Source organism: Kitasatospora sp. NBC_00039 (genome assembly GCF_045160625.1).
In the GTDB taxonomy this organism is placed as follows: Bacteria; Actinomycetota; Actinomycetes; order Streptomycetales; family Streptomycetaceae; genus Kitasatospora.
The window spans coordinates 690,874-707,774 of the sequence record NZ_CP108289.1 but is presented as its reverse complement, the minus strand read 5'-3'; the positions used below and the strand labels follow the sequence as shown (position 1 = coordinate 707,774).

At 71.6% G+C, this 16,901-nt stretch carries 16 protein-coding genes and 1 pseudogene; 9 read left to right on the top strand and 8 right to left on the bottom strand.

The window, feature by feature from the left end; genetic code table 11:
• Window positions 1–22: 22 nt before the first annotated feature.
• The gene (locus OG286_RS03520; RefSeq protein ID WP_405364717.1) at window positions 23–1,183 is read right to left on the bottom strand and encodes an N-acetylmuramoyl-L-alanine amidase; all 1,161 of its coding nucleotides are present in this window, start codon (window positions 1,181–1,183) and stop codon (window positions 23–25) included.
• A 347-nt stretch (window positions 1,184–1,530) separates the two neighbouring features.
• Window positions 1,531–1,977 carry an SRPBCC family protein gene (locus OG286_RS03515; RefSeq protein ID WP_405363195.1) on the bottom strand — a complete coding sequence of 149 codons (447 nt, stop codon included), beginning with the start codon at window positions 1,975–1,977 and terminating at the stop codon, window positions 1,531–1,533.
• A 124-nt stretch (window positions 1,978–2,101) separates the two neighbouring features.
• On the opposite strand from OG286_RS03515, the gene OG286_RS03510 reads away from it, so the two are divergent.
• Window positions 2,102–3,745 carry an AMP-binding protein gene (locus OG286_RS03510; protein WP_396324903.1) on the top strand — a complete coding sequence of 548 codons (1,644 nt, stop codon included), beginning with the start codon at window positions 2,102–2,104 and terminating at the stop codon, window positions 3,743–3,745.
• 70 nt (window positions 3,746–3,815) lie between these two features.
• On the opposite strand, the gene OG286_RS03505 is transcribed toward OG286_RS03510, so the two are convergent.
• Window positions 3,816–4,859, bottom strand: a complete 1,044-nt coding sequence (locus OG286_RS03505; protein ID WP_396324904.1) for a helix-turn-helix domain-containing protein — start codon at window positions 4,857–4,859, stop codon at window positions 3,816–3,818.
• Window positions 4,860–5,285: 426 nt separating this feature from the next.
• Between OG286_RS03505 and OG286_RS03500 the strand changes: the two genes are divergently transcribed.
• The 3 genes from OG286_RS03500 (at window position 5,286) to OG286_RS03490 (ending at window position 6,544) form a co-directional block, all read left to right on the top strand.
• Window positions 5,286–5,564 carry a hypothetical protein gene (locus tag OG286_RS03500; RefSeq protein ID WP_396324905.1) on the top strand — a complete coding sequence of 93 codons (279 nt, stop codon included), beginning with the start codon at window positions 5,286–5,288 and terminating at the stop codon, window positions 5,562–5,564.
• A gap of 241 nt (window positions 5,565–5,805) precedes the next feature.
• Window positions 5,806–6,363: a glycine-rich domain-containing protein gene (locus tag OG286_RS03495; protein WP_405363198.1), complete on the top strand. Its 558-nt coding sequence runs from the start codon at window positions 5,806–5,808 to the stop codon at window positions 6,361–6,363.
• Window positions 6,364–6,415: 52 nt separating this feature from the next.
• Window positions 6,416–6,544: a hypothetical protein gene (locus tag OG286_RS03490; RefSeq protein ID WP_396324907.1), complete on the top strand. Its 129-nt coding sequence runs from the start codon at window positions 6,416–6,418 to the stop codon at window positions 6,542–6,544.
• A 134-nt stretch (window positions 6,545–6,678) separates the two neighbouring features.
• On the opposite strand, the gene OG286_RS03485 is transcribed toward OG286_RS03490, so the two are convergent.
• The gene (locus OG286_RS03485; protein ID WP_405364715.1) at window positions 6,679–7,233 is read right to left on the bottom strand and encodes a hypothetical protein; all 555 of its coding nucleotides are present in this window, start codon (window positions 7,231–7,233) and stop codon (window positions 6,679–6,681) included.
• Window positions 7,234–7,465: 232 nt separating this feature from the next.
• Here OG286_RS03485 and OG286_RS03480 point away from each other — a divergent pair.
• A pseudogene (locus OG286_RS03480) lies at window positions 7,466–7,921 on the top strand (AMP-binding protein); the annotation flags it as partial.
• A gap of 415 nt (window positions 7,922–8,336) precedes the next feature.
• Here the strand turns inward: OG286_RS03480 and OG286_RS03475 are convergent.
• On the bottom strand, window positions 8,337–9,134 hold the full coding sequence (locus tag OG286_RS03475; RefSeq protein WP_396324909.1) for an N-formylglutamate amidohydrolase: 798 nt from the start codon (window positions 9,132–9,134) through the stop codon (window positions 8,337–8,339).
• A 260-nt stretch (window positions 9,135–9,394) separates the two neighbouring features.
• On the opposite strand from OG286_RS03475, the gene OG286_RS03470 reads away from it, so the two are divergent.
• Window positions 9,395–10,060 (top strand): DUF1345 domain-containing protein, encoded by a 666-nt coding sequence (locus OG286_RS03470; RefSeq protein ID WP_405363201.1) that lies wholly within the window; start codon window positions 9,395–9,397, stop codon window positions 10,058–10,060.
• A gap of 123 nt (window positions 10,061–10,183) precedes the next feature.
• Here OG286_RS03470 and OG286_RS03465 read toward each other — a convergent pair whose 3' ends face one another.
• The 3 genes from OG286_RS03465 to OG286_RS03455 form a co-directional block, all read right to left on the bottom strand.
• Window positions 10,184–10,657, bottom strand: coding sequence for a GreA/GreB family elongation factor (locus OG286_RS03465; protein WP_396324911.1), 474 nt, complete (start codon window positions 10,655–10,657; stop codon window positions 10,184–10,186).
• Window positions 10,658–10,812: 155 nt separating this feature from the next.
• Window positions 10,813–11,367, bottom strand: coding sequence for a TetR family transcriptional regulator (locus OG286_RS03460; protein WP_396324912.1), 555 nt, complete (start codon window positions 11,365–11,367; stop codon window positions 10,813–10,815).
• The gene (locus tag OG286_RS03455; RefSeq protein ID WP_396324913.1) at window positions 11,364–11,726 is read right to left on the bottom strand and encodes a DUF1304 domain-containing protein; all 363 of its coding nucleotides are present in this window, start codon (window positions 11,724–11,726) and stop codon (window positions 11,364–11,366) included. Before OG286_RS03455 ends, OG286_RS03460 begins: the two co-directional genes overlap by 4 nt.
• A gap of 240 nt (window positions 11,727–11,966) precedes the next feature.
• Between OG286_RS03455 and OG286_RS03450 the strand changes: the two genes are divergently transcribed.
• From OG286_RS03450 to OG286_RS03440, 3 genes are all read left to right on the top strand, one after another.
• The gene (locus OG286_RS03450) at window positions 11,967–13,616 is read left to right on the top strand and encodes a glycoside hydrolase family 64 protein (RefSeq protein ID WP_396324914.1); all 1,650 of its coding nucleotides are present in this window, start codon (window positions 11,967–11,969) and stop codon (window positions 13,614–13,616) included.
• Between the two features lie 143 nt (window positions 13,617–13,759).
• Window positions 13,760–15,232 carry a glycoside hydrolase family 16 protein gene (locus tag OG286_RS03445; RefSeq protein WP_396324915.1) on the top strand — a complete coding sequence of 491 codons (1,473 nt, stop codon included), beginning with the start codon at window positions 13,760–13,762 and terminating at the stop codon, window positions 15,230–15,232.
• Between the two features lie 189 nt (window positions 15,233–15,421).
• Window positions 15,422–16,537, top strand: coding sequence for a LacI family DNA-binding transcriptional regulator (locus OG286_RS03440; protein ID WP_396324916.1), 1,116 nt, complete (start codon window positions 15,422–15,424; stop codon window positions 16,535–16,537).
• Window positions 16,538–16,901 lie beyond the last annotated feature (364 nt).

Sequence of the window (16,901 nt, the reverse complement as noted above, 5' to 3'; positions counted from 1 at the left end):
GGACGAGCGGCGGCCCCCGCGGTCAGCGCGCGGCGGTGGCCAGCGCGGCGACCTCGGCGCGCAGGGCGGGCAGGCTCGCGTACATGGAGCCGCCGGGGCAGTCGGTGGCGAGCCAGTCGCGGTGGCCGCTGATCATCTCGACCGGCTTCGTCACGCCGTTGACCGGGTTGACGAAGGTGACGTGGGCCTGCGGGTCGAGGTGGTGCGTGCCGGTGACGAGGGCGAGCAGGGCCGTCAGGGAGCGGCGGGCCTGCGGGGTGGGGTCCTGGGTGCTCAGGGTGCCGAGCAGGGCGATGCCGAGGTTGCCGGAGTTGAAGCCGGCGGTGTGGAAGGCGGTGACCACGTTGCCGGCGCCGTCCTCGGCCGGGGCACCGTCGTCGCCGGACCAGCGGCCCTCGTAGATCCGCCCGGCCTCGTCGATCAGGAAGTGGTAGCCGATGTCGCCCCAGTCGTTGGTGATTGCGTGGTACTCGTATATCGCGCGCACGGTCGCCGCCGGGTCGGGGTCGGCGTTCGGGGTGTCGGTGTGGTGGACCGTCAGGGTCTGGAGCGGGTAGTACTTCGCGGGGGAGTTCTCCACGCCGTTCTTGAAGCGCTTGGACTCGTCGGCGCCCCAGGCCGCCCGGGAGAGGTACTCGGCGCCGGCGAGGGTGACCGGCGAGGTGGGGGAGACGGCCAGGCGGCGGACCGGGCCGTGCACGGTGTCGATGGCGGCGGTGCGGACGTTGCCGGCACCGTCGGGCAGACGCAGGTCGTAGCCGGGCGCGCCGCCGGCGGCGACCAGCGCGGTGGCGGTACCGGTGTCTCCCGGACGGCCCGGGCCCTCGGGGCCGTCCGGCCCACCCGCGCAGCCGGCGGGCAGCGGCTGCCAGGCGCCGGGTACCGCGCCGTCCTGGTGGAGGCGGATCGCGGCGCCGCGCCGGGGGCCGTCCCAGCTGACGCCGACGTACCGGATCGGGAACCCGGCCCGCACGCTCGTGGCCTCGCTGCCCGCCGCGGACTGCGCCCGGGTGGCCGGGGCGCTGACGGTCCGCGCGCCCCGTCCGGTGGCGGGCGCGGCGGGCGCGGCCGGAGCGGTGGACGTGGCGGCCGCGGCGGCAGGAGCGACGGCGAGGGCGGCGGCAGTGGCGCCAATCGCCCCGACGACGGTGCGCCGGGTCACGGCGGGCTGCGGGTTCGGCATCAAGGGTCCTGTCCAGGGTGCGGGAACGGCTCCGAGGGCGCGACGACCTGCTCCGGCTCCGCGCCCCCGGTGACTGATCATCAGTCAGCCGCGAATGTACCCGATTGATCGTTTCTGCTGGTCAGATTTCGGATCATCTCCACCCATCTCTGCCCGAAGAGGCACACCGTCCGCACCGGGATTCCGGTGGATCCCGGCCACGGCCACCGGCCGGCCGGGATCCACCCGGGGCCGGCGGCCCACGCCGGAGGGCGGGTGCCGCACGCGCGGCCCCGCCCTCTGCCGACCAGCCCGGGCGCCCGCCGTCGTGCCCGGCCACGCCCTCCCGCCTCAGCCGGTACCGGCGCTCAGGAGGCCTCGACCGCCGCCTTGATGCGCCGCCCGAACGCGGGTGCGTCCTTGCGGGCCGCGCTCAGGGCCAGGCCCACCAGCAGCTTGCCCAGGCCGTGGCCCTCCAGCTTGTTGAAGATCCGCACCCGGGTCGTGGTCTCCGTGAGCGGCGCCAGGTCGTAGCCCCCGACGTCGGAGGTGACGAGGTTCTTGGAGACCTCGGTCCAGCGGAGCGTGGTCGGCGCGTCCAGTGCGGTGATCCGGATCTGCCGCCGGGTCTTCATCCCCGCGTCCTTGACCGTGCTGCTGAACACGGTGCCGACGGTGGTCGGACCGTCCGGCGTCTTGCTGATCTCCAGCACGCGCGGGCTGAACCTGGGGTCGTTCCGGCCGTCCGCGAGGAAGGCGAACACCTCCGCGATGGGCCGCTCGACCTCGATCACGGCCTCGAACTGACCTGCCATGGATCCTCCTTCGACATTGGGGTGACGTGGCGTCATGGTTCCAGTCCACCGGGGTGACTGACGTCAGGCGCGGCGCTGCATAGACTCGGTCGCCAGCTGTCCGGACGAGCCGAGGAGCCCCCGCATGCCCACCCCGCCTCCCAGCATCGACGCCGGCGCCTCGGCCACACCCCTGCTGGACGACACCATCGGCGCGGCCCTCGACCGTGCCGTCCGCGCCTTCCCCGGTCGCGAGGCCCTGGTCGACCTGCCCACGGGCCGTCGCTGGACGTACCGCGAGCTGTCCGCCGAGGTGGACCGGGTCGCGGGCGGCCTGCTGGCCCTCGGCGTCGGCCGGGGCGACCGGGTCGGGATCTGGGCCCCGAACTGCGCGGAGTGGGTCTTCGTCCAGTACGCCACCGCCCGGATCGGCGCGATCCTGGTGACCGTCAATCCCGGCTACCGCACGCACGAACTCGAGTACGTACTAACGCAGTCGGGCATCCGGACGGTCGTCGCCGCGCCCTCGTTCAAGACCTCCGACTACGCGGCGATGCTCGCCGAGGCCGGGCCGCGGTGTCCGGAGCTGAAGGACGTCCTGCTGATCGGTTCGACCGGGTGGAGCGACCTGCTCGCCGCCGGGGACACCGACCGGCCCGGGAGCACGGGCGCCGCACTCGGTCCGGACGACCCGATCAACATCCAGTACACCTCGGGCACCACCGGCTTCCCCAAGGGCGCGACGCTCTCCCACCGCAACATCCTCAACAACGGCTTCTTCGTCGGCGAGCTGTGCGGCTACTCCGAACACGACCGGATCTGCGTACCGGTGCCCTTCTACCACTGCTTCGGCATGGTCATGGGCAACCTCGCGGCCCTCTCGCACGGTGCCTGCGTGGTGATCCCCGCCCCGGCGTTCGATCCAGCCGCAACCCTGCGCGCGGTGGCCGCCGAGCGTTGCACCTCGCTCTACGGCGTCCCCACCATGTTCATTGCCGAGCTCAACGACCCGGCCTTCGCCGACCACGACCTGTCCAGCCTGCGGACCGGCATCATGGCGGGATCGCCCTGCCCGACCGAGGTCATGAAGCAGGTCGTCGAACGGATGGGAATGCGCGACGTGTCGATCTGCTACGGCATGACCGAGACCTCCCCGGTCTCAACCCAGACCCGCGTCGAGGACCCACTGGAGCGCCGCGTCTCCACCGTCGGCCGGGTCGGGCCGCACCTCCAGGTCAAGATCGTCGACCCGCAGACCGGGCAGACCGTCCCCCGCGGCACCCCCGGCGAACTCTGCACCCGCGGCTACTCGGTCATGCTCGGCTACTGGAACCAGCCCGACCGCACGGCCGAGGTGGTCGACGCCGACGGCTGGATGCACACCGGCGACCTCGCCGTGATGGACGAGGAGGGCTACCTCACCATCACCGGCCGGATCAAGGACATGGTCATCCGCGGCGGCGAGAACATCTACCCCCGCGAGATCGAGGAGTTCCTCCACACCCACCCCGACGTCCTCGACGCCCAGGTCATCGGGGTCCCCGACGCCAAGTACGGCGAGGAGCTGATGGCCTGGATCCGGCTGCGCCCCGGCGCCGACGAGCTGACCCCCGAGACCCTGCGCGCCTACTGCACCGGACGCATCGCCCACTACAAGATCCCGCGCTACGTCCACCTGGTGGACGAGTTCCCGATGACCGTCACCGGCAAGGTCCGCAAGGTCGAGATGCGCGACCGGGCCGCCGCCCTCCTGGGCCTCCGCACGGAGGCGGGTGAGGAGCACGCCTGACGGCTGCCCGGGCCTCGCCGGCTGCTGCCGGCGAGGCGGCCCCTGACACCTGTGCAGCGCTTGCCGCAGGTCAGCTGTACTCGCGGATGCGGATGTCCTTCGACCGCCACGGCTCAGGGATCTCGTCCGCGTCCGCCAAGCGCTGCATCCAGGCCAACTGCTCGGCGAAGTACTGCCAGTACGGCGTGCCGTCGCCCTCGCCCTTGTCGAAGACCAGGATCGGTCCGTCGGTCCCGCGTTTCCCGTGGCCGTACAGCATGACGCGCATGGTGTCGTCGATCTGCTCGATCGCGAAGCTGCACGGGAAGTCGTAGAGGTAGACCTTCAGGTCGGTGCCCTCGCGGGCGACGGCCTGGACGAGAGGGTTCAGCACCTCTCGCACGTAGCGATTCGGATCCTCCATCGCTGCCTCGGCCGGCTCCAGCCGGTACCGGTCTCTACGGGAGGCGCAGTGTGGATCCATGATGAAGATCCGAATGGGAACCTCTTTGGACTTGGAGGTGAACAGCGGCAGCATCTCGTCGTTGCCGTAGAAGTTCCTGGTAAGGCCGAACATGACGATGCGTTCACGCGCACCGCGCAGACGATCGATCAGATCGGCTTTGGAGTCAGCGTTGGTCAGCGGGAAGGCGCCGGACAGGCCGGCCTGTTCGAGGTGTCCCAGCATGGCACCACTGTAGTCATGCCCAAACCCCAACCGGTCGGGCCGCGTGCCATAGACGCGGCAAAGGTAGTCAACGCGCTCATCGGACGGACGACGCTGGCCGTGCTCCCAGCGGCACAGCTCAGCGTCCGAGACGTGCGGAGGATGAAGTCCGTCGTCCTCGTAGACGCGGTCGATGTGGGCCGACAACTCTGATCGACTCCACCCCTGTGCCCATCGGTGCGCCTCCAGAAGGTGCACGTTGGGAAGGGCCGTCAGGATCCGCATCACGATCTCGCTGGGCGGTAGGCCATCACGGATGCCCCCGAGCCGAATTGTTCGGGCTGCTTGCTCCGCTTGCCGGCGTGACCCACGGTCTACGCGCTGGATTGACGTCGTCACGGCGCTCATATTGACGGATGGCGTCAATGCTTTTGGCGTCTTTGCGCATACTGCCAGGTCGTCAGGCATCCGATGCTGAGTAGGCGGCCAGCTCAACTCCCGGCGGGCTGGCTTTCCAGCGGGAGACGGCAGGTCCAGACAACACCTGAACGCGGGGTAAGGAGCGGCGATGACGGTACGTAGGCAGCTGGGTGGCGATGCGGTCCACGCGGAGGAAGCCCAACCGCCCCCGAACCCCTGCAAGTACGCGCCCCCGGATGGGTGCGGGTGCCCCTCGCACGCGTGGCAGGGGGTGCTGGGTGGCGCTTCGTAGGACTGCCCCGCAAACGCCCGACGCTCCCGCGCCGGCCGCCCATGAGTGTCCCGAATGCGCGTTCTTCGCCGGCGCCGAGGAGCAGTACTCGGCGGATGAGTACCCCACGATCCGGCGCAACCTCGCCAAGGCCCGTGCACAGCACGTGGACGACGGGGAGTGCGTGGCTCTGGAGGCAGTACATGGGCAGCGCTGAGGAGCGGCACCCGGCCCCGTGGACGCACTTCCTGGGCGGCCCTGCACCGTACCCGTCGGATGTGCCGGGCGATGAACTGGCAGTGCCGGTCAACCCGTTCGAGTGGCTGAGGGAGCACCGGTGGCCGCCGAAGCGCCCGTCAGCTCCCCGCCCGGTTCTGACGCCGGAGGAGTTCAGCGAGATCCCGTTGACGTCGGAGCAGCGTCAGCGGCGAGCGGAACTGCTGGCCCGGGTTCGCGAAGCCAACCACCTGAAGCTCCGCTGATGCACCCGTACTCCGCGGCCGTCTTTGGCATCGGCGGCCTATGAGCTGACCAGCGCCGAGCGCGGGACGGCCTCTCACCTCCTGTGCCCCGGTAGGCACAGGACCTGCCCTCTTGGGTCCGCACAGATTCCCGCCCCGACCGTCAATCCCTGGCAGGCAGCCGGCCGGAGCGGGTTCCGCAACACCGAACGGCCCCGGCGTCGCCGACGTCGGGAACCCCGCAGTGTGAGGAGACACCAGTATGACCACTCCGACGCCGCCCACACCGCCGGCTCCGCCCGGATCCGGGCCGATGATCCCGGCGAAGCCGGACGCCCCGACGATGACGTTGCTCACGCGGGACGAGTTCCGCCGTGTTGCCCTGACCGTCGTCGGCAACAACCCCGGTATGGAGATGAACCTTGCCGGGCAGATCGTCGGGGAAGCCTTGGCCTACCTCGTCACAGTCTCGCGGAACCGGGACCTCCCGCTCGCGCCGTCGCCCGTGGTGGACGAGGGCTGGCACGCCCTGATCCTGCACACGGAGACGTATGGGCAGCTCTGCGAGAAGCTGGGTGGCTTTATCCACCACTACCCGGAGACGCCGGAGGAGACGGCGTACGACGCCGAGAGCATCGCCCTGACGCTCGCCACCATGGAGGCGGCCGGGGTGGCCCCGGACCGTGCGCTGTGGGCCGGCCCGGAGGAGAACGAGGTCGGGGTCCGGTCGATCGTCTGGCACACCCCGAGCTCCAACTGCGGGCCGATCAAGATCGAGAAGAAGCCGAAGCCGAAGCCCAGCAAGGCTGTTCCGGCGTAACAGTCGGCCACGCTCCGGGCAGTCCGTACGCTGCTGCGGGAAGGGAGACCTCATGGACAGCTGGACCGACCCGCAGTACGCGGATCTCGTCAGGACGTACCACCAGGCGGTCGAGGATGCCGAAGGGGAAGCGGAACAGCCCGTAGCGCGCATGTTCCTCGTTGACCCCGACCCGGAGTAGCCCGAGCCGGCCCGGCCGTTCCCACGTCCCCCACGGAGGACGGCTGGGCCCCTGAACGCCTCCCCCTCGCGCCGGCGCGCAGGTCTGGGGGAGAGGGCAGGGCAGAGCAGAGCCCCCGGAGACGCTTGGCGGTGTCATTCCGGGGGCTCTGTGCTGTGGGCGCGATTCTCGTGCGCTTTGTAAAGCGTAAATACAAGGTGCGGACTGTGTTCTTCAGAGCGACGCTGCTGAATTACTTCGGAATTGGCCCACGTGGAATAGAAGGATTGAACGCCAGGCTCCGTGATCTCTAGGGAGAATTGGCAGCCAAATTCGTCGCCCTCAAGTGAAGACTCGGCTATCTCCATTACTGCCGTGAACTCACCGGGGTTGCATGGCTGATTAATGGCTCTGGCGTCCCCTGCCCTGATCGAGCTGGTGAGTACCGTCTCGGTACCTTGGAACGTCGCGTCTGGTTGTTGCTTCTGCCTCGTCGGGAACATTCTCTGGCGAAGGCTTTTGTGATGGGTCTGGCCAGATTGGTGGTAGCTGGTATGAGACATGAAGCAGGGGCGTGCAAGGAAATTCCAGTAGACGTCACCGTCCTCGCTGCGACGAATGTCAAAAACCTGATGCAATCCAGCCCCATCCCGTACGGCGATGGCGTACTTTAACTTGCATTTCTTCTGCTCGAACCACAAGTCGCCCATGCCTATCGTCTAGGGGCGGTTTCGGCGGCCTGTCTGGTCGGGGGTGCGTGGCAGACTTCGCGTCTGAGGCGCACGCTGAAACTCGGATGAATTCGCGAACTGCTGCTACGGACCGTAACGCCAGGCCGTAGGCCGTCGTTAGACTGCCCTAACCCGCTCCACCGTCCGGCCAAGTCCACCGTCCTCCGCCCTATAAGCTGGACGAACAAACTGTTGCCTAGGTGTTCCATTGTCATTCGGCATGGTCATGGGCAACCTTGCCGCCCTCTCGCACGGTGCCTGCGTGGTGATCCCCGCCCCGGCGTTCGATCCAGCCGCAACCCTGCGCGCGGTGGCCGCCGAGCGTTGCACCTCGCTCTACGGCGTCCCCACCATGTTCATTGCCGAGCTCAACGACCCGGCCTTCGCCGACCACGACCTGTCCAGCCTGCGGACCGGCATCATGGCGGGATCGCCCTGCCCGACCGAGGTCATGAAGCAGGTCGTCGAACGGATGGGAATGCGCGACGTGTCGATCTGCTACGGCATGACCGAGACCTCCCCGGTCTCAACCCAGACCCGCGTCGAGGACCCACTGGAGCGCCGCGTCTCCACCGTCGGCCGGGTCGGGCCGCACCTCCAGGTCAAGATCGTCGACCCGCAGACCGGGCAGACCGTCCCCCGCGGCACCCCCGGCGCCGGCGAGCTGACCGCCGAGACCTCCACGCGGAGGCGGGTGAGGAGCACGCCTGACGGCTGCCCGGGCCTCGCCGGCTGCTGCCGGCGAGGCGGCCCCTGACACCTGTGCAGCGCTTGCCGTAGGTCAGCTGTACTCGCGGATGCGGATGTCCTTCGACCGCCACGGCTCAGGGATCTCGTCCGCGTCCGCCAAGTGCTGCATCCAGGCCAACTGCTCGGCGAAGTAGCTGGAAACCCCTGGAGCAACACGACCTGCCCCCGCACCCGCACGCGACACCCACCGAGGTGACCGTGGGCAGCTGGGGCGAGCTCAACGTCTTCGCCTGCCCCACCGACCCGGGCCACCCGCACCGCTGGAGCCTCCAGTAGGCCGCCGGCCCCCGGTCGGAGGCCCCCAGCGGGCCCCCACCGCCCCCGGAGGACCGTCAGGCGGACACCCGGTCGACGAGAGCGGCCAGCGCGCCCGCCAGTGCGCCGAGCCCCGAGCCCGCCGGGCCGCCGGGCTCGTCCATGTAGAGGTCGCGGCGGATCTCCACCATGAGCGCGCTGACGTCGGCGGCCTTCCCGTAGTACCGCAGGGGCACGTACGTGCCCGCGAACGGGCTGTCGAGGCCGGTGCCGCCGAGGCCGGCGAACGCCTGCTGCGCCGCGTCGAGCAGCGCTGCGGGCGTGTGGAAGGGGTCCGTGCCGAGGCAGATGGGCGGCCGGGGCCCGTCGCCGTGCAGCTCGTACGGCAGGGCCTTCGTCGGGTACGAGTGGACGTCGATGACCACCGCGCGCCCGACCGCTTCGAGGCGGTCCGCGACCGCGGCCGTCACCGCCTCCGCGTACGGGTGGAAATAGCGCTCCAGCAGCGGCTGCCCGTCGAAGCCGGCCGGGCGGAGCTCCTCGCGGTGCGTGGTCCGGGTGTAGACCGCCCCCATGCCGGCGGCCAGCATCTCCTCGCGCTCGTCGGGGAAGCGCTCGGGGTCGATGACGAGGCGGGACAGCCGGTTGACGAACCGCCAGGGAGTGACGCGCGCCGCCGCTGCCGCAGCGGCGGCGATCTCCGCCGTGTGCGCGTCGGTGATGTGGTCCAGTTCCAGCGCGAGCGCCTCGTCGTCCGGCACGATCCCGGCGCGGACGTCGGCGGGTATCGCGCGGGAGGAGTGCGGGACGTGCAGGATCACGGGGGAGCCGGGCGATCCGGGGTGGAGCCGGAAGGAAGCGGAGGCGTCGGTCATCTGTCCTCGATGCGGGTCGGGTCCGGTGATGGGGTGTCACCCCCATCATGTCCGCCCGACGGCCGGCTCCGTGCGGCCCGGGTGGCGTGCGCACGTGCGGGCAGGCGTGCCCGCTGATCCGGGCGCGCCATTTGCCCCCGGAGCCTCGGTGGCCTGCCGCGACAGGCGTCCTCGGCCTGCCGGGCTGCACCCGGGTTCACGTGCGGATACGCTGACGTTGCCCGCTCCCCGTCCGTCCCCGTTCGCTTCCGTCCGCTTCGATGGCTCTGCGTCCCGAGGCTCCCATGACCCACCGGCTGGTGCTCTCCGCCGTTCCCCGGCTCGCCGGCTCGGCGGTCCTCGGAGCTGCTGCCGGCGCGGCCGTCGGTGTGCCGACCAACCTGCCGCTGGGAATCCTCGCCGGCATCGCGGTGGCGGAGACGGTCTTCGTGGTGGCCGGGTGGCTCGTCCTGTGGCCGATGAACCCCACCAGCACCCATCACAACGTCGGGCGTGAGGAGTTCCGCCCCGTCGTCGAGGAACTCGCCGTCGTCGCGGCCGCCCTGTGCGGACTGGTCGGGATCGTGGTGCTGCTCCTGGTCGGCAAGACGGACGTGAGCCGGGCCGCCGCGGCGACGGCGCTCTGCGGCGTGTTCATGGCCTGGGCGGCGCTTCACCTGATGTACGCCACCCGCTACGCGTACCTCTACTACCTGCCGCCGGAGGGCGGGGTCGACTTCAACACCGACGACCCGCCCCGGTACAGCGACTTCCTGTACTTCAGCTACAACCTCGGGATGACCTACCAGGTTTCCGACACCGGCGTCTCCAGCTCGGAGCTTCGGGCGGTGATCCTCCGGCACTGCCTGCTGTCCTACGTGTTCGGTGCCAGCATCCTGGCCACCACCATCAACCTGGTGGCCGGAATCGTCGGGCTGACGGGCTGATGGGCTGACAGGTTGTGGGCAGACGGGCTGCCCGAACCGCAGGCGCCGACCTGTCGCCCGTCATCCCGAGTCCGCCCGCCTCCCGAGTCGCCCGCCTCCCGAGTCGCCCGTTTCCGGCCGTCGTTACCCGTCGTCCCCGCCGCCGAGGGAGAGCACGACGGCCGTCGTCCGCCCCCCGGGCGCCTCGTAGCTGACGGTGTCGCCGGCGCGGCGGCCGATCAGGGCGCGGCCGAGCGGGCTGTCGGTGGTGACCAGTGTCCGGTCCAGTGCCCCGGCGACCTGGCCGATCTGCAGGGTGATCTCCGTGCCGTCCGCGAACCGCACCGTCACGGTGCTGCCCACGCCGACCGCATCGGTACTCGGAGGGCCCGCCACGGCGGCCTGGCGCAGGCGGCCGTTGATCTCGGCGATGCGGGCGTCCAGCCGGTCGACTTCCGTGGCGCGCTGCAACTCGTCGGCCTGGTCCGCCCGGTCGCCCACCTCCTCGCCGCCCCGCAGGGTGTCGGCGACCTTTTCGCGGTCGGTGCGCAATGCGGCGAGCTCGCGTTCGAGTGCCTCGCGGGCGACAGTGCTGATGGGCTCGGCTTCACCGGTCATTCCTGGCTCCTCGGGGGGCAGGTGGCACGGGTGAGTGCCACAGGACAATTGCGGCATTTCCGAAGATATCAGGCAAGTGGTGGGGCTGCGGTGGCTGGCCGTGGCCCCACTCCCGGCCCCGGCCGGCCCGGGCGGGGCGGGTGGCTCGCCGTCGCTCAGGCGAACGGTGTGCGGTGGAGGGAGATCAGCAGGCGCCAGCTGTGGGCGGCGAGTTCGGCCGGGGTGGCCGGCACCAGGTCGTGGAGCCAGTCGGCGAGCAGGGCGGTGAAGGTGGCGGCCACCGCGGTGGCGACCAGGTCGGGGTGCGGGGCTCCGGCCAGCTGCCGCTCGGTGCGGCTGCGTTCGCGGAGCTCGCGGTGGAGGAGGTCGCCCAGCGGGCCGGTGCCGCCGGGCCGGAGCAGGGAGCGGTAGACCGCCGCGAGCCGGTCCACGTCGGTGAGGAAAGCGGTCAGGGCGGGTGGAGGGGCGGCGGGGTCGGGGGTGCCGCGCCACGCGTGCAGCGCATCGACGGCGTCCCGGACGACCTCGGCGCAGGCGTCCACGGCGAGGGCCTGGAGGTCCTCGTAGTGGAGGTAGAAGGTGGCCCGCCCCACGGCCGCCCGCCGGACCACGGCGGCCACGCTCACCTCTGCCAGCGGGCGTTCGGCGCACTCGGCGAGCAGTGCGGCACGGAGGCGGGCCCGGGTGCGGTCGGCCCGTGCGTCGCTCATCGGGCGGCCAGGACGGCGGCGAGAGCGAGGGTGCCGGGCAGGGCCTGGGCGAAGAGGATCCGGCGGTTGGCGGTCGCCGCGCCGTAGAGACCCGCCACGACAACGCAGGAGAGGAAGAACACCTGGACGCGGAAGCCGGTCGGGTCGTCGGCGACCAGGCCCCAGACCAGGCCGGCGGCCAGGAAGCCGTTGTAGAGGCCCTGGTTGGCGGCCAGCGGGGCGGTGGCCTTGGCCATCGGTGCGTCGAAGCCGGAGAGTCCCCGGCCGGGCGCGCGCTCCCAGAGGAACATCTCCAGCACCAGGATGTATCCGTGCAGTGCGGCCACCAGGGCCACGAGTGTGTTCGCCACGATGACCACGACGGGCCCCTTTCTGGACTGTTGTCCAGCAATCATAGACACATGTCCAGGAGCGTGGCGAACGCGATCGATTCAAGAGGTGAACTCACGTGACTGGGGCAGAAGTTCGTTGCTTCACCTCTTGACCGTGGCGGGCCAAGGCGGGACAGTGTGTCGACTGTGTGAGAGCGCTCTCAGGCGCGCTCTCCTTCATTCCCCTCTCGTCCGCCGCGCCCCACTGCGCCGAGGGAAGGCCTCCCCATGACGGCACCCGCCCCCGCCCCCGCCCCCGTGCCGGGGCCCGCCGGCCACCGCCCGGGCCTCGACAGCCCGGGCCTCGACAGCCCGGCCATCCGTCGCCCGGACCACCATCGGGAGGCCCAGCACCGACCGTGGCAGCACCGCCCGGCCCAGCACCGCCGGCCGCGACGCGGCCTGCCGATGGCCGTGCTCACGGTGCTCGCCCTCCTGCTCACCGGCCTCTGGACGGCGGCGGGCGCGCGGGCGGCCACCGACTACACCCAGTCGGCGGCCACCGCCGGCCCCGGCTCGGTCCGGTTCACCTTCACTCCGGCCACCCCCACCGGCCTCGTCGACGTCCACTACCGGCCGAGCACCGGCGGCCAGCAGGACTTCCGGATGACCCAGAGCGCGGGCAGCTGGCAGAAGACCGCCGACGGGCTGGCCGCCGGCTCCACGCTGGAGTACTGGTTCACCTACGAGAAGTCCGGCCCGCTCTACGACACCCCGCACTTCGCCTTCACCGTCGGCTCGTCGGAGCCGGGGACCCCGGGCGGGGGCGGCGGGCCCGGCACCTTCCCGCTCACGTTCGCGAACAACACGCGGGGCGCCTACGCCGACTCCCAGATCTACGTGACCGTCCTCGGCATGGTCACCCCCGGCCAGTGGTCCTACCTGCGGCCCGACGGCACGACGGCGCACATCGACCACCGCGACGCCATGGCCCCCGGCCACCTGACCAAGAACGGCGTCGCCTACCCGAACATGTCCTTCGCCCTCGACCGGGCGCGCACCGTCCCCTCACCGGCCTCGATCCGCGGCGGCCGGATCTACATCTCGCTCGGCTCGCCCCTGTTCATCCCCGTCTCGCCCGACGACCAGGGCTGGGGCGGGCCGGACCCACGCAACGCGGCCGACCCCAACAACGACGTCTACTACGACTGGTACGAGTACACCTACGTCAACGGCGAGGTCGCGTTCGGCGGCAACACCACCCAGGTCGACGGCTTCGGCTTCCCGCTGACCGCCCGGCTCCAGCAGGCGTCCAGCGGCTACGACACCACCGCCGGGATCACCCGGACCCGCGCCGAGGTGATGGCCGGCTACGCCGCGGCCGTCGGGCCCGCCTTCCGCCCCCTTCAGGGCACGTACCGGATCGTCGCGCCGCGCTCGTCGGACCTGTTCCTGGCCGGCGGTGCGCAGCAGGCTTACCTCCAGCCGGTGATCGACCGGTTCTGGTCCACCTACACGGCGGGCCAGTTCACCCTCACCCGGCTCGGTGAGACCTTCACCGGGCGGGTCGCCGGCGACACCCTGGCCTTCACCAAGAACGGCGCCGGGCCGTTCCACCTGGCCAAGCCCACCTCGCCGGACGTGATGGCCTGCGCAGGCGCGCTGGCCAGCGGCAACGACACCGAGAAGCAGCTCGGCGCAGAGCTGTGCGCGGCCTTCCACCGCGGGGTCGCGCTCACCCCGGCGGACTGGTACCGGCCCTCGGCCTACTACCACAGCGGCGTGGCCGGGAACGACTACGCGGCCTACCTGCACGGCGTCAGCCTCAACGGCCGCTCCTACGCCTTCCCGTACGACGACATCAACGACCAGTCGTCCGTGCAGATCCTCGGCAACGCCAACCCGCCCACCGGCCTGACCCTCGGCATCGGCTGGTGAACCCGAGCCGGCGGGCGGGAGGTGCCTTTTCGCCCGCCGTTCCGCCCGCACGCGGCTCCGCCGTACCGCCCGCGGCCGGCTCCGCCGTACCACCCGAACCCTGCACCGATCCCACGTCCGCCCATCCACGGAGGTGCACCACCGTGTCCGCACGTACCGTTCCCAGAACCACCGTCACCCGCCGCCGGCGTCCGCGCCGGGCGCTGGCCACCGTCCTGACGGCGGCCGGCGCCGCCACCGCGCTCTGCGCCGCGCTCCTCGGCTCCACCGCCACGGCCGCCGTCCCGCCCGCCCCGGCCGGCTGGACCACCGTCTGGAGCGACGACTTCGGCGGCGCCGCCAACACCCTTCCCGCCGGGGCCGACTGGATCGTCGACACCGGGACGAGCTACCCCGGCGGCGCCGCCAACTGGGGCACCGGCGAGGTCCAGACCTACACCTCCGACACCGCCAACCTCCGCCAGGACGGCGCCGGGAACCTGCGCATCACCCCGATCCGGGATGCCAACGGCAACTGGACCTCCGGCCGGATCGAGACCCGGCGCAGCGACTTCGAACCGCCGGCCGGGGGCAAGCTGCGGATCGAGTCCCGGATCCAGATGCCGAACGTGACCGGCCCGGCCGCCGCCGGCTACTGGCCGGCCTTCTGGACGCTGGGCGCGCCGTACCGCGGCAACTACTGGAACTGGCCGACCATCGGCGAGTTCGACCTGATGGAGAACGTCAACGGCGTCAACCAGGTCTGGGGCACCCTGCACTGCGGCGGAAACCCCGGCGGCCCGTGCAACGAGACCACCGGCCTCGGTGCCGTGCACGCCTGCCCGGGCTCCGCCTGCCAGGGCAACTTCCACACGTACGCGCTGGAGTGGGACCGGAGTGTCAGCCCGCAGCAGCTGCGCTGGTACGTGGACGGTGTGCAGTACCACTCCGTCACCTCGGCGCAGATGGACGCCGCCACCTGGAACGCGGCCACCGCTCACGGGCACTTCATCCTTCTGAACGTCGCGATGGGCGGCGCGTTCCCGGACCCGGTGGCCGGGTACAAGACGCCGACGGCGGGGACGGCGTCCGGCGTGCCGATGCTGGTCGACTACGTCGCGGTCTACAGCTCCGGGGGAGGGGGCACGACGCCGCCGACCACGCCGCCGCCGACCACCCAGCCCCCGACGACGCCGCCGCCCACCGCGCCGCCCGGCGGCACGGGCAGCGCGTACGGCACCATCCAGGCCGAGGCCTACAGCGGCCAGTCGGGAACGGAGCTGGAGACCACCACCGACAGCGGCGGCGGCCAGAACCTCGCCGCCCTGGCCAACGGCGACTGGGCGCTCTACCGGGGTGTCGACTTCGGTGCCACCGCGGCCCGGCAGTTCAAGGCGAGGGTGGCCTCGGGGGCGGCCGGCGGCGTCAGCGGGCTGGTGGAGGTCCGGCTGGACAGCCCGGCCAGTGCTCCGGTCGGCTCGTTCGCCGTCGCCAACACCGGCGGCTGGCAGAGCTGGACCACCGTGCCGGCCAACATCAGCGCCGTCACCGGCAAGCACGACGTCTACCTGACGTTCACCAGCGGCCAGCCGGCCGACTTCGTCAACGTCAACTGGTTCACGTTCAGCACCACCTGACGCGGGGCGCCGCGCGGCGGCAGACGGTCACCGTCTGCCGCCGCCGCGGCGTGCGCGGGTGCGGCGGCAACGGGCACGGCAGCGCTCATGCGAGCGCCCGTGGGAGGGCCGCATGGGAGCGCTCTCAACCGTGCGGCCGCGACCCGCTAGGCTCTGGGACGAAGCGTCCGCGTGCGAGAGGAGCCCACGGTGCCGGAGCAGACGCCGCGTCCCACGGCCGAGGCCGACGCGGCCGCGCCGCGACCGACACTGGAGTCGGTCGCCGAGCGGGCCGGGGTCTCCCGGGCCACGGCGTCGCGGGTGGTGAACGGGGGAGCGGGGGTCCGGGAGGCGCTGCGGGAGAAGGTCCGGCGGGCCGTCGAGGAGCTCGGCTACCTCCCCAACCTGGCCGCCCGCACGCTGGTGACCCGGCGCAACCACGCGGTGGCCGTGGTGGTGGCCGAGCCCGGCAGCCGGCTCTTCTCCGACCCGTTCTTCGCCCAGCAGCTGCGCGGAATCGGCCGTGAACTCTCCGCGGCCGACAACCAGATGGTGCTGATGATGGTCGAGGACCAGCACGACTACGAGCGGGTGGGCCGCTACCTGGCCGGCGGCCACGTGGACGGCGCTCTGCTGTTCTCGCTGCACCAGCCCGACCCGCTGCCCGAGATGGCGCGCAAGGTCGGGCTGCCCTTCGTGGTGGGCGGCCGCCCGGGCTGGCCGGGCGCCGAGTCCGACCGCGAGCTGGTCTACGTGGACAGCGACAACCGCGGCGGCGCCCGGCTGGCCGTCGGCCACCTGCGTGCGCTCGGGCGCGGTGCCATCGCCACCATCACCGGCCCGCTCGACCAGACCTCCGCCATGGACCGCCTGGACGGCTACCGGGACGTGCTGCCCGACGGTGACCCGGCGCTGATCGCCGAGGCGGACTTCACCCCCGACGGCGGCGGCCGCGCGATGGCCGAACTGCTGGGCCGCCGGCCCGACCTGGACGCGGTGTTCGCCGCCTCCGACGCGATGGCCTCGGGCGCGCTGCGGGTGCTGCGCGACGCGGGGCGGCGGGTGCCGGAGGACGTCGCCGTGGTCGGCTTCGACGACGTCGAGTCGATCGCCGCCTGGACCGAGCCCCCGCTCACCACGGTGCGCCAGGACATCGAGGAGATGGGCCGGCTGATGGCCCGCCTGCTGCTGCGCCGGCTCGCCGAGGCCGGCCCGGCCACCGGCGCGCCCGCGGGGCCGGCACCGTGGCCGGCGGTTGGACCGCGCCCGGGGGGTCCGGCCTCGGTGATCACCCCGACCAGGCTGGTCCGGCGCGCCTCGGCCTGAGTGGCACCTCCTCCCGAGTAGCGCCCTCCGGCTCCCGAGAGGCGCCTTCCGGCTCCCGAGTAGCGCCTTTCGGGTGCTGCCTTCTGCGCCGCCGCCTTCACTTCCTGAACGCCCGTTGGCGGTAACTCCGAGATTACGTTCGGGTTTCGACCCCTTGACCGGTGCGCCCACCGCGCGGCACTCTCCTCTCAGCGCTTGAGAGCGCTCTCAGAAAGCGCTCTCACCCACCGCGCCGCGCTCGCACCCATCGCGCCACGCACTCACCAAGCGCTCTCGCACCGAGCCCGCGCACTGCTCTCTTGCACCGCAAGCACCGCTCGCACCGCCTCGGCCGCCGATCTCGGTCGGCCCGCCCGCATCGCCC